Source organism: Allonocardiopsis opalescens, assembly GCF_003002095.1.
Classification (GTDB): Bacteria; Actinomycetota; Actinomycetes; order Streptosporangiales; family Streptosporangiaceae; genus Allonocardiopsis; species Allonocardiopsis opalescens.
The window spans coordinates 455,464-467,219 of sequence record NZ_PVZC01000003.1 but is presented as its reverse complement, the minus strand read 5'-3'; the positions used below and the strand labels follow the sequence as shown (position 1 = coordinate 467,219).

The following is an 11,756-nucleotide window of genomic DNA, read 5'->3' as shown; positions in this document are numbered from 1 at the left end:
GCGCCGATGTCGGCGGTGCTGGAGGTCACCGGGCTGCGCAAGGTGTACGAGGGCGGCGGCCGGCGGGTGGAGGCCGTCGGCGGCCTCGATTTCACGGTGCCGGCCGGCCAGCTGGCCTGCCTGGTGGGGCCGTCCGGCTGCGGGAAGACCACGCTGCTGAAGTGCGTCGCCGGGCTGATGCGGCCCACGTCGGGCAGCGTGCGGCTGGCCGGGGAGCCCGTCACCGAGCCGCCGCCCGACATGGCGGTCGTCTTCCAGGAGTACGGCCGCAGCCTGTTCGCCTGGCTCAGTGTCGCCGACAACGTGGCGCTGCCGCTCAAGGAGAAGGGCGTGCCCAGGGCGCGGCGGGCCGAGCTGGTCCGGCGGGCGCTGGCGGACGTCGGGCTGTCCGACGCGGCCGGCGCCCACCCCTGGCAGCTGTCCGGCGGCATGCAGCAGCGGGTCGCGATCGCGCGGGCCATCGCCTACGAGCCCAGGGTGCTGCTGATGGACGAGCCCTTCGCGGCCGTCGACGCGCAGACCCGGGCCGAACTGGAGGACCTGATCCGCGGCCTGTGGCAGCGGCTGGGCGTGACGGTCCTGTTCGTCACGCACGACATCGACGAGGCCGTCTACCTCGGACAGCGGGTGCTGGTGCTGTCGGCCTCGCCGACCAGGGTCCAGGACGACCTCGCGGTGGACCTGCCCGACCGGCGCGACCAGCTGACCACCCGGGGCGACGTCCGCTTCACCGAGCTGCGCGCCCGGGTGTACGCCCGGGTCCAGGCCGCCAAACGCGGCGAGCGGCCCGCGCCGGACCCGTCCGCGCCCCCGGCCCCGGCACCGCGGTGAGGGGGTGCCGGGGCCGGGGGCCGGGCGATCGCGGCCTGAGGTGGAGGGGGCGGGGGGTCGGTCTGAGTGTGGACAGCCCCCTCCCGCCCTGGGGGGCACCCCTGTATCCATCCTCCCAGCCCGCTGAGCGACGCGGTGCGCGTGGCGGGGATCTGTGGACGGCGGCCCCGCCGGCGGCTCGGCTGTGGACGGCCGGATTGACAGGGCGGGCCGCGGGGGTGCCGCGGTGAGCGGGGGCGCGGCCGGCGGGGCCGGTGCGGTACGCACGGTGCGCGGCGCCGTGTTCGACGTACTGCGCCGGCACGGATTGACCACGGTCTTCGCCAACCCGGGCTCCACCGAGGTGGCCCTCCTCACCGACCTGCCCGAGGACCTGCGCTTCGTGCTGGCGCTGCACGAGGGCTCGGTCGTCGGCATGGCCACCGGCTGGGCGATCGCCCGGGAGCGGCCCGCGCTGGCGCTGCTGCACACCACCGCCGGGCTCGGCAACGCCGTCGGCGCGCTGGCGACCGCGCGCGTCAACCGGGCGCCGCTGGTCGTCCTCGTCGGCCAGCAGGACCGCAGGCACCTCGCACTCGAACCCTTCCTGACCGGCCGGCTCGCCGGACTGGCCGGCGACTACCCCGTCCGGGTCGAGCAGCCCGCACGCGCCCAGGACGTGCCGGGCGCCGTCGGCCGCGCCTGCCACGAGGCGGTCCACGGCGGCGGCCCGGCGCTGGTCATCGTGCCGATGGACGACTGGGCGGCCCCGTTCCCCGACGACGAGCCGCCCGCCGCCGCCCTCGCCGTGCACCGGGTCGCCGCAGTCGACGGCGCCGACGTCGCCCGGGTCGCCGCCCTCCTCGACGAGGCCCGGGCGCCCGCCCTGGTGGTGGGCGCGGGCGCCGACGGCGCCGCCGCCTGGGCCGCGCTGACCCGGCTCGCCGAACGGCTGCACGCCCCCGTCTGGCAGGAATCCTTCGGCGCCCGCGCCGGATTCCCGCAGGACCACCCGCTCTTCGCCGGCCACCTGCCGGCCGACCGGCCCCGGCTGCGCGCCGCCCTGGCCGGGCACGACCTCGTGCTCACGGTCGGCACCGCCGTCTGGCGCCAGTACCCCTACACACCGGGCCCGCTCGCCCCGCCCGGCACCCGCCTGGTCGCCGTCACCGCGGACCCGGCCGAGGCGCACCGCAGCCCGGTGGACCTCGCGGTGCTCGCGCCGGTCGCGCCCTTCGCCGCCCGCCTCGCCGCCCACGTCACCCCCCGACCGGGCCGCCCGCCGGCGCCCGGCCGCCCCACCGCACCCGCCGAGCCGCCGCCGGACGGCGGACCGCTCCGCCCCGCCCAGGTGTTCGCCGCGCTCGGCGCCCGGCTCGACGCCGCCACCGTGCTGGTCGAGGAGACGCCGTCCAGCCGCCCCGCCCTGCACGCCCTCGTCCCGGCGCGTGCCCCGCTCGGCTTCCTGTCCGCCGCCATGGGCGGCCTCGGCTTCGCCCTCCCGGCCGCCACCGGGGTGCGGATGGCGCTGCCCGGGCGCCCGGTCGTCGCCGTGGTCGGCGACGGCTCCGCGCTCTACCAGGTGCAGGCGCTGTGGAGCGCGGCCAGGTACGGCGCCGGCGTCCTGTTCGTGGTGCTGTCCAACGGACGCTACGCGGTGATGGACCGGCTCGCCGAGCGGCACGGCGGCAAGCCGCCGTGGCCGGACTTCGCCGAGGTGTCGGTGGCCGCGCTGGCGCGCGGCCTCGGCTGCCCGGCCCGCCGCGTCGACCGCCACGACGAACTCGTCGCCGTCCTGGACGAGGTCGTGCCCACCCTCGCCGAGCGCGCGGAACCGCTGCTGCTGGACGTCGCCGTACTGGCCGACCCCGACTTCCAGCCCTGAACCCGTCCGATCCCCACCTGGAGCCGCCCCATGAGCCTTCTCGATCAGCAGAACTGGACATCGTCGGTCTACTCGGGCGGCTGGGTGCCGGCCCGGGGCGGCGACGCGCCCGTCACCGAACCCGCCACCGGCTCCGAACTGGGCCGCATCGGCTCCGCCGGCGCCGAGGACGTGGCGGCCGCCGCGGCCCGCGCCGCCCAGGCGCAGCCCGCCTGGGCGGCGCTCCCCTACGAGCGCCGCGCCGAAGTGCTCCGCCGCGCCGGCGCCCTCTTCGAGCAGCACACCGGCGAGATCGCCGGCTGGCTGCGCCGCGAGGCCGGCTCGGCCGCCGGCAAGGCCGCCTTCGAGGTGCACCTCGCCGTCACCGAGTGCTACGAGGCGTCCGGGCTGCCCTCCCAGCCGTCCGGCCAGGTGCTGGCCACCGCCCGGCCCCGGCTCAGCCTGGCCCGGCGCGTCCCCGCCGGCACCGTCGGCGTGATCGCGCCGTTCAACTTCCCGCTCATCCTCGGCATCCGCTCGGTCGCCCCCGCCCTCGCCCTCGGCAACGCGGTCGTGCTCAAGCCCGACCCGCGCACCGCCGTCAGCGGCGGAGCGGTGATCGCCGAGGTCTTCGCCGCCGCCGGGCTGCCCGACGGCGTGCTGCACGTGCTGCCCGGCGGGGCGGAGGCCGGGGAGGCGCTGGTCGCCGAGCCGTCGGTGCGCGTCATCTCCTTCACCGGCTCGACCGCGGCGGGGCGGCGCGTCGGCGAGGCGGCCGGACGCCACCTCAAGCGCGTCCACCTGGAGCTGGGCGGGAACTCCGCCCTGATCGTCATGGACGACGCCGACCTGGACCGCGCCGCCGCCGCAGGCGCCTGGGGCTCCTTCCTGCACCAGGGCCAGATCTGCATGACCACCGGCCGGCACCTGGTGCACGAGTCCGTCGCCGACGCCTATGTGGAGCGGCTGGCCGCCAAGGCCGAGGCGCTGACCGTCGGCGACCCGCGCGACGACGGCACCGCGCTCGGCCCGATCATCGACGCCGGCCAGCGCGACAAGGTGCACCGGCTGGTCACAGCGTCCGTCGACGGCGGCGCCCGGCTGGCCGCCGGCGGCGGCTACTCCGGCCTGTTCTACCGGCCGACCGTGCTCGACGGGGTCCGCACCGACAGCCCCGCCTACACCGAGGAGGTGTTCGGCCCGGTCGCGCCGGTGCTGCGCTTCCGCGACGCCGACGAGGCCGCCCGGCTGGCCGCCGACAGCCCCTACGGCCTCTCGCTGGGCATCCTGACCGCCGACCCGCTGCGCGCCCTCGAACTGGCCGAACGCATCCCCACCGGGATCGTGCACATCAACGACCAGACCGTGGACGACGAGGCGGTGGCGCCCTTCGGCGGGCTCGGCGCCTCGGGCACCGGCTCGCGCTTCGGCGGGCCGCAGGCGAACCTGGCGGCGTTCACCGAGACCCAGTGGGTGACCGTGCAGAGCGAGATCACCCCGTACCCGTTCTAGCCGCGGACACGGCGGCGCCCCCGCACCGGGCGGGGGCGCCGGAGAGATCGCGCGGTGCTCAGGGCTTGCGGAACACGCCGCCCAGCTCCCACACGGACTTGCCGGCCGCGGACCTGCCCAGGTACGGCTCCAGCGGCGGCGGCACCGGGTCCAGCTCGGGCTGGTCGGGGTCCGGCCGCCAGTCGGCCACGTCCACCAGGCCCGGCTCCACCGGCTCTAGGCCCGCGACGAAGTCGGCCACCTCCGAGGGGCGGCGCACCCGCCCCCAGGGGCCGAGCGCCAGCATGCCCTCGGTGAACGCGTCGCCCGCCGCGACGTCCTCGCTGACCAGGTGCGACAGCGCGAGGAAGCTGCCCGACGGGATGGTGTCGAGCATGAGCCACAGCGCCGACTTGGGATCGGCGTCGTCGGGCAGGCAGTGCAGCACCGAGAAGTAGAGCACGCCGACCGGCTGCTCGAAGTCGATCAGGTCGCGCAGGTCGGGGTTGGCGAGGATGTCGGCGGAGTCGGCCATGTCGGCGGTGATGACGATCGTGTTGTCGTTGTCGGCCAGCAGGGCGCGGCCGTGCGCCAGCACGATCGGGTCGATGTCGACGTAGACGACGGAGGCGTCCGGCTGGAACTGCTGCGCGACCTGGTGCACATTGTGCGCGGTCGGCAGGCCGCTGCCCATGTCGATGAACTGGCGGACGCCGCTCTCACGGGCGATGTGGCGCACCGCGCGGTACAGGAAGCGGCGGTTCTCCCGCGCCACGTCCAGCATCTCCGGCGTGATCTTGGAGAGCTCCAGCGCGGCCTGGCGGTCGACGGCGTAGTTGTCCTTGCCCCCCATCCCGTAGTCGTAGATCCGGGCCACGGTGGGCTGATCGGTCTTGATCTCTACCGGGAACTCGTCGGACATGGCCGGGCGACTCCGATTCCTTGGCAAGGCTCCCCGGACGGAATCCGGGACGGTACCGGGATTCTAGGCGGCGAAGCGCCCCATCCGCAGACGGATCGGCGCGATCCGCACCACGATCCCCCACCATGGGACAACCGGTCTCGAAGCGCCCGGGCCCGCTCGGCGCCTCACAGCAGCTCGCCCAGGACCAGCGCCGCGTTCAGGCCCGTGATCGCCGCCGCCGCCAGCACCGCGGCGACCGTCGTGGCGGGCCGGTTGACCAGCGGGCCCATCAGCCGCCGGTCGCGGGTGAACAGCACCAGCGGCCACAGTGCGAAGGGAATGCCGAAGCTGAGCACCACCTGCGACAGGATCAGCGCCTGCCCCGGCTCCACGCCCGCGGCCAGCACCGCCAGCGCCGGCACCAGGGTGACCAGCCGCCGGACCGCGAGCGGTACACGGCGCCGCAGGAAGCCGTCCATGATCACCGAGCCCGCGTAGGTGCCGACGGCGGTGGAGGCGAAGCCGGAGGCGAGCAGCGCCAGCGCGAACAGCAGCGCCGCCCCGGCCCCCAGCGCCTCCCCGAGGCCGCCGTGGACGGCGGCGAGCGACTCCCCGTCGGCGGGGTCGAGCACGGCCGCCGCCACCGTCAGCATGGCCAGGTTCACCAGCCCGGCCAGCACCATCGCCACCCCGACGTCCACCCGGGTGGCCGCCAGCAGCCGCTGCCGCCGCGCGCCGTCGGCCGGGCCGCGGCCGTAGCGGTCCAGCACCAGGGCGCCGTGCATGTAGACGGCGTGCGGCATGACGGTGGCGCCGAGGATGCCCACCGCCAGCAGCAGGCTGTCCAGCCCTTCGAGCCTGGGCACCAGGCCGGCGGTGAACGGCTCCAGCTCCGGGCGGGCCGCGACCGCGCTGTAGGCGAAGCCCACCGCGATGACGCCGAGCATCCCGGCCACGACCGCCTCGAATGCCCGCTGGCCGCGGTACTGCTGGAGCAGCAGCACCGCCCACGACACCGCGCCGGTGATCACTCCGCCCACGACGAGCGGGACACCGAAGAGCAGCTGCAGCGCGGCGGCGCCGCCGATGAGCTCGGCCAGGTCGGTGGCCACGGCCACCACCTCCGCCTGCAGCCACAGCCCCCGCGCCACCGGCCGCGGACAGCGCTCGCGGCACAGCTCGGGCAGGGTCCTGCGGGTGGCGATGCTGAGCTTGGCGGACAGGTACTGCACCAGCATCGCCACCGCGTTGGCGGCGACGATCACCCAGACGAGCAGGTAGCCGAAGCGCGCGCCCGCCGACGCGTTGGTGGCCACGTTGCCCGGGTCGACATAGGCGATCGCCGCCACGAACGCCGGCCCGACGAGCAGGGTCAGCGTGCTCGACCGCGACAGCGCGGGGCGCCCGGTCCCGGCCGGGCGCCCCTCCCGTACCCCCGTGTTCTCCTGCAGCACCGTCACTCCCCGGCCGGTCGATCGAGCACGTCCACCGCGTCAGCCCGCCCCTACTCCAGGGCGTCCTTGATCCTGTCGCCCATGCTCTGCGGCTTGGTGGCCGCCTTCGCGCCCTTCACCGAGCCCTGTCCGCCGGGCGGCGCGTAGGTGCCGTACAGCGCCGGGTCGGGCGGCGGTGCGGACGCGGGTCCGCCGAGGGGCTGCGGGTCGTCCAGGTAGCGGAACTCGTGCATCCCGTCGGGGGCCGGACCCGACGCCCACCTGCCCTCGGGCGCGGCCGTCCCGTCCGACAGGCCCCAGATCGTGTTGGCGTGCTCCTGGTTCTCCTCGTCGAACAGGGCGGTGGGCGCGACCGGCCCCTCCAGCCCGTCCTCCTGCAGCTGCTCGATGGCGGCCAGCCACATGTTCTGGTGGACGGTGTCGCGCGCCAGGTTGAACTTGAGCATGGCCTTGACCCCGGGGTCGTCGGTCATGTTGTACAGCCGCGCGGTCTGCAGGCGCCCCTGCGCCTCGGCCGCGACGTTGGCGCGGAAGTCGGCCATCAGGTTGCCGCTGGCGACGATGTACTTGCCGTTCCACGGGGTGCCTGCGCTGTCGGCGGCCAGCGCTCCGCCGCCGCCGACGATCGCGTGCTGCGGGTTCATCCCGCCGAGGATCGCGGCCGTCACCGGGTCCTTGGCCGCCTTGGCGGTGACGTCGGCGGGCGCGCCCTCCAGCAGCCGCGCCACCATGGTGGCGAGCATCTCGACGTGCCCGATCTCCTCGGTGGCCACGTCCATGATGAGGTCCTTGTACTTGCCCTCCATCCGGCAGTTCCAGCCCTGGAAGAGGTACTGCATGGTGACGGTCATCTCACCGAAGGCACCGCCGATCAATTCCTGCAGTTTCATCGCGAATACGGCATCCGGCTTTTCCGGCTTGGCTTCGAACTGCAATTTCTTCGTGTGACGGAACATGGGCATGACTCATTTCCGGTCGGCCGGGCCGACCTGGTACGGGACGATCGGTACAGGAGATGCGAACCGAGGGGCGTCAAGGCGAACCGCCGGGCGGACCCGTCAATTACCGTCGGGTCGTCCGGACGTGTCCGCGCCTCGCCTGCGCGCCACGCCTACCCCGCGGTGGCGACGGAAGTAACACCGGAGCGGCAGAAATTCACGGAGTTCCTGGTGGGTGCGGCGCAACGGCGCGGCCGGCGCTTCTTCCGGTGCGCCGGCCGTCCGCCGGAGTCCGGGCGCGGGCTACTTCCAGCGGTGCACACCCGCGCCCTGCGAGTAGGCCAGGTGGCCACCGAGCGCGCCGCCCGCCGCCACCGCGGTGAGGCCGAGCAGCGCCAGGCCGCGCCCGGCCCGCGCCCGCCCCGCGCGGCGGCACGCGTAGGAGCCGAGATAGCACAGCACGGCGGTGCCGTTGGCCAGCGCGTGCACCGCGGCCACCCGGCGCTGCCGCACATCCAGGTCGCTCGTCTCCGCGAGTCCCGCCGCGGCCGCCGCCGGCGCGGCCAGCAGCCCGACGCCCACCAGGCGCCGGGCGGCGTCCTGCCCGCCGGGGACCATGTCGAGGACGGCGGCGGACAGCCACGCCCCGATCGGGAGTTGGACGAGCAGCGGGTGGGCCGGATGGCCCAGCCACGACCCGCGCAGCACCTCCGCCACCCGGACCCCCGCCGGCCCCCTCCGCGCCTCCTGGACCGCGCCCTGGACGGCCCGCGCCGGCCCGTCGACCCGGTCCTGCTCCTCCACCGCACCCAGCAGCCGCCGTATCAGTGCCATGGGCCGCCGGGTACCCGGCGGCCCATCGGGCAAACGGTCCCGGCGGCCGGTTGGCAGGACCGCAGACGGGTAGCCGGGCCCGCGTGCCCCACGCCACGCCCGCCCCTCCCCGGCCCGCCACCCGCACGCTCGGCGCCGCGGCGCTGGTCGGCGCCGGGATCACCGCCGCGGTCGACGAGATCGTCTTCCACCAGCTGCTGGCCTGGCACCACTTCTACGACCGCGCCACCCCCCGCATCGGCCTGCTGGCCGACGGCCTGCTGCACGCCGCAGAGCTGATCGCGGTGGTAGCGGGCCTCTTCCTGCTCGCCGACCTGCGTCGCCGCCGAGCGGTGGCCCCGCTGCCGGCCTGGGCCGGCCTGCTGCTCGGCGCGGGCGCCTTCCAGCTCTTCGACGGCCTGGTCAACCACAAACTGCTCGGCCTGCACCAGATCCGCTACGGCGTCGACCTGCTCCCCTACGACCTGGCGTGGAACCTGGCCGGCGCCGCGCTCCTCGCGGCGGGGACCGTGCTCGCGCTGGCGGCCCGGCGCGGGGGCCGGGCCGGGCCGGACTAGGGCGCCGTGCCCACCGCTCCCGCACCGCACGGCGGACACGGGCCGGCCGGCGGCTGGCCGGTCGACCCGTCGGCGCCGCTGCTCCTGCTGCTGCTCGCCGCCGCCGTCGCCTACCTGGCGGCGGCCGCCGCCCAGCGCTGGACGCCCCGCGGGTGGAGCGGCCGCCGCTGCGCGCTGTGGCTGCTCGGCACCGCCCTGCTAGCGGCGGCACTGCTCCCGCCCATGGCGGAATGGGCCCACCGCGACCTGCGCGGACACGTGCTCCAGCACCTGCTGGTCGGGATGCTCGCGCCGCTCGCGCTGGTCGCGGCCGCGCCGGCCACCCTGGCACTGCGGAGCCTGCCGGTGCGGACCCGCGGGGCGGTCGCCGGCGTGCTGCGCTCCCGGCCGGTCCACCTGCTCGGCCACCCGGCGACCGCACTGGTGCTCAGCACCGGCGGCATGTACCTGCTGTACCTGACGCCGCTGTACGCGGCGGCACACGCCCACCCGCCGCTGCACGCGGCCGTGCTGCTGCACGTCTTCGCCGCCGGGTACCTGTTCACCTGGTCGGTCGCCGGGCCCGACCCGGCGCCGCGCCGGCCCGGGACGGCCGTCCGCCTGGCGGCGCTGCTCGCCGCCGCGGCCGCGCACTCCGTGCTCGCCAAGACGATGTACGCCGATCTGCGGCCCCACGGCTCCCCGCACCCGCCCGACCAGGTCAGGGCGGCGGCGGAACTCATGTACTACGGGGGCGACCTCGCCGGGCTGCTCCTGGCGGTCGCCCTGTTCGCCGCCTGGTACCGGCGGGCGGGACGCGCCGGTACCAGGCGGCCCACACGCGAAGCGATACGGCGAGGGAGGCAGTGATGGCGATCATCCAGTCACGGCACGTCCGCGAACTGCTGGCGGCCCCAGACCCCGGTGCGGCACTGGTGGTGCGGCGGGGCGCGGCGGCCGTGGTCGGCGGGGATTCGGCGGCGGAGTCCGCGGAGGGGGCCCTGGTGGTCGCCACCCAGGCCGACCTGCGCGCCCAGGGGGCGGCGCCGGAGAGCTCCGACGACCAGATCGCGGCCCTGGCCGCCCGGCTGGACACGGCCCTGGCCGGGTTCGGCGGCTGAGCGGCGGCTCCGGTACCCGCACCGGGCCGGACGGGGTGGCGCTCCTGTGCGGGGCCGTCCACCCCGGGGGCGCCGGACGTGCGGCCGACGGCCCCGGCGGGCGCGTGTCCCAGGCGCGGCGGCACGGGCGGTCGGGAGGGCAGGCGCCCGCCCTTGCGGGCTCCGTGCTCCCGGCGCCGCCGGAGGCGGGATGATGGCTGCGGACCCGCAACCACCCGCGGAGGAGACCGCCCCGTGACGACCCTCATCATCTGCGGCGCCGCCGGCGACCTGGCCGGACGCTACCTGCTGCCCGCGCTCGCCCGGCTGCTGGCCGCCGACGCGCTCCCCGACGACCTGCGCGTCCGGGGCATCAGCCGGGAACCGCTCGACACCGCGTCGTTCCGCGAACACGTCCGGTCCTCCCTCGCCGAGCACGCCGCCGACCTCCCCGACGGCGTCGCCGGCGCGCTGATCGGCCGCTGCGAGTACCTGAGCGCGGACGTGACCGACGCCGGCGACCTGACCGAAGCGCTGACCGACGCCACCGGCCCCGTCATCGCCTACCTGGCGCTGCCGCCCGCCCTGTTCGCCCCGGCCATCTCGGCGCTGGCCAAGGCCGGGCTGCCCGCGGACGCCCGCGTCGTGGTGGAGAAGCCGTTCGGGCAGGACCAGGCGTCCGCGCGCCACCTCAACGAGTTGCTCGCCGAGGTCGTCGCCGAGCCCGGCGTGTTCCGGGTCGACCACTTCCTGGCCAAGCAGACCGTGCAGAACGTGCTGGGGCTGCGCTTCGCCAACCGGATCTTCGAGCCGATGTGGAACTCCGTCCACATCGACCGGGTCGACATCGTGTGGGACGAGACCCTCGCCCTGGAGGGCCGGGCCGGCTACTACGACCGCTCCGGCGCACTGCGCGACATGATCCAGAACCACCTGCTCCAGCTGCTGTGCCTGGTGGCGATGGAGCCCCCGCAGACCCTCGGCGAGCGCGACCTGCGCGACCGCAAGGTGCAGCTGCTGCGGTCGGTGCGCGGCATGACCCCGGAGGAGGCGGCGCGGCGCACCGTACGGGCCCGCTACACCGCGGGCACCTCGCGCGGCCGCCCGGTCCCCGACTACACCGCCGAGCCGGGGGTCGACCCGGCCAACGGCACGGAGACCTTCGCCGAGGTCACCCTCGCGATCGACAACTGGCGCTGGGCCGGGGTGCCGTTCCGGCTCCGCTCCGGCAAGGCCCTGGGCACCGCCCGCAGCGAGATCAGCGTGCACTTCAAGCCCGTGCCGCACCTCGCCTTCGGCCAGTCCCAGCAGGCCGTCGCCAACGTGCTGCGGCTGCGGCTCGCCCCCGACCGCATCGACCTGCTGGTGAACCTCAACGGCGAAGGCGACCCCTTCGACCTCGAGACCGCCGAACTCGGCGCCGACCTCGCCCCCCAGGAGCTGCCCGCCTACTCCCGGCTGCTGCTCGACGTCCTGGAGGGCGACCCGAGCCTCACCATCCGCGACGACGAGGCCGAGGAGAGCTGGCGCATCGTCGAACCCATCCTCGCCGCCTGGCAGGACGGCGCCGCTCCGCTGCTCGAGTACCCGGCGGGCTCCCAGGGGCCGAACACCGCCTGAGCTTCGGCGGCGCTCGATCCGGTGCCCGGGCGCACGGGCTGCGTCCAAGGTCCGGACCCGGACGCCGCGGCCGGACGGCGGACGGGTCGGGCGGGCGAGCGGGTCGGGCGCACGGGCGGCGCGGACGAGCGGACCGGAGCACCGGTGACCGTCCGGGCCGCACCCGCCCCGCCCGTCGTCGGCTCCGGTCGCGCGGTCCTGCGAC

General features: G+C 75.9%; 11 protein-coding genes. 7 read left to right on the top strand and 4 right to left on the bottom strand.

The annotated features are described in order from the left end of the window. The first annotated feature begins 15 nt into the window (after nucleotides 1–15). The 3 genes from CLV72_RS12225 (at nucleotide 16) to CLV72_RS12215 (ending at nucleotide 4,186) form a co-directional block, all read left to right on the top strand. On the top strand, nucleotides 16–831 hold the full coding sequence (locus tag CLV72_RS12225) for an ABC transporter ATP-binding protein (protein WP_211302856.1): 816 nt from the start codon (nucleotides 16–18) through the stop codon (nucleotides 829–831). Between the two features lie 226 nt (nucleotides 832–1,057). After that, complete coding sequence (locus CLV72_RS12220) at nucleotides 1,058–2,695, top strand: thiamine pyrophosphate-dependent enzyme (RefSeq protein ID WP_245930120.1); 1,638 nt, start codon at nucleotides 1,058–1,060, stop codon at nucleotides 2,693–2,695. A gap of 30 nt (nucleotides 2,696–2,725) precedes the next feature. Then, nucleotides 2,726–4,186, top strand: coding sequence for an aldehyde dehydrogenase family protein (locus tag CLV72_RS12215; protein ID WP_106244800.1), 1,461 nt, complete (start codon nucleotides 2,726–2,728; stop codon nucleotides 4,184–4,186). A gap of 58 nt (nucleotides 4,187–4,244) precedes the next feature. Here the strand turns inward: CLV72_RS12215 and CLV72_RS12210 are convergent, their stop codons facing one another. The 4 genes from CLV72_RS12210 to CLV72_RS12195 form a co-directional block, all read right to left on the bottom strand. Next, nucleotides 4,245–5,087, bottom strand: a complete 843-nt coding sequence (locus CLV72_RS12210; protein ID WP_106244797.1) for an SAM-dependent methyltransferase — start codon at nucleotides 5,085–5,087, stop codon at nucleotides 4,245–4,247. 167 nt (nucleotides 5,088–5,254) lie between these two features. Beyond that, on the bottom strand, nucleotides 5,255–6,523 hold the full coding sequence (locus CLV72_RS12205) for an Nramp family divalent metal transporter (RefSeq protein WP_245930118.1): 1,269 nt from the start codon (nucleotides 6,521–6,523) through the stop codon (nucleotides 5,255–5,257). Between the two features lie 50 nt (nucleotides 6,524–6,573). Then, on the bottom strand, nucleotides 6,574–7,479 hold the full coding sequence (locus tag CLV72_RS12200; protein ID WP_106244795.1) for a manganese catalase: 906 nt from the start codon (nucleotides 7,477–7,479) through the stop codon (nucleotides 6,574–6,576). Nucleotides 7,480–7,764: 285 nt separating this feature from the next. Further along, on the bottom strand, nucleotides 7,765–8,295 hold the full coding sequence (locus CLV72_RS12195) for a DUF2231 domain-containing protein (RefSeq protein WP_106244792.1): 531 nt from the start codon (nucleotides 8,293–8,295) through the stop codon (nucleotides 7,765–7,767). A gap of 83 nt (nucleotides 8,296–8,378) precedes the next feature. Here CLV72_RS12195 and CLV72_RS12190 point away from each other — a divergent pair, with 83 nt between their 5' ends. The 4 genes from CLV72_RS12190 (at nucleotide 8,379) to CLV72_RS12175 (ending at nucleotide 11,551) form a co-directional block, all read left to right on the top strand. Then, the gene (locus CLV72_RS12190) at nucleotides 8,379–8,852 is read left to right on the top strand and encodes a DUF2243 domain-containing protein (RefSeq protein WP_106244790.1); all 474 of its coding nucleotides are present in this window, start codon (nucleotides 8,379–8,381) and stop codon (nucleotides 8,850–8,852) included. Between the two features lie 6 nt (nucleotides 8,853–8,858). Further along, entirely contained in the window at nucleotides 8,859–9,701 is an 843-nt protein-coding gene (locus CLV72_RS12185; protein WP_106244787.1) for a cytochrome c oxidase assembly protein, read from the top strand. Then, nucleotides 9,701–9,952, top strand: coding sequence for a hypothetical protein (locus CLV72_RS12180; RefSeq protein WP_106244785.1), 252 nt, complete (start codon nucleotides 9,701–9,703; stop codon nucleotides 9,950–9,952). The genes CLV72_RS12185 and CLV72_RS12180 overlap by 1 nt, the downstream gene beginning before the upstream one ends. Before the next feature lie 78 nt (nucleotides 9,953–10,030). Further along, nucleotides 10,031–11,551 (top strand): glucose-6-phosphate dehydrogenase, encoded by a 1,521-nt coding sequence (locus CLV72_RS12175; RefSeq protein WP_281262409.1) that lies wholly within the window; start codon nucleotides 10,031–10,033, stop codon nucleotides 11,549–11,551. Nucleotides 11,552–11,756 lie beyond the last annotated feature (205 nt).

Bases quoted from the DNA above. Each gene is read 5' to 3' on its own strand.
- CLV72_RS12215 (WP_106244800.1), top strand. From the start codon at position 2,726: ATGAGCCTTCTCGATCAGCAGAACTGGACATCGTCGGTCTACTCGGGC.
- CLV72_RS12210 (WP_106244797.1), bottom strand. From the start codon at position 5,087: ATGTCCGACGAGTTCCCGGTAGAGATCAAGACCGATCAGCCCACCGTG.
- CLV72_RS12200 (WP_106244795.1), bottom strand. From the start codon at position 7,479: ATGTTCCGTCACACGAAGAAATTGCAGTTCGAAGCCAAGCCGGAAAAG.
- CLV72_RS12195 (WP_106244792.1), bottom strand. From the start codon at position 8,295: ATGGCACTGATACGGCGGCTGCTGGGTGCGGTGGAGGAGCAGGACCGG.
- CLV72_RS12180 (WP_106244785.1), top strand. From the start codon at position 9,701: ATGGCGATCATCCAGTCACGGCACGTCCGCGAACTGCTGGCGGCCCCA.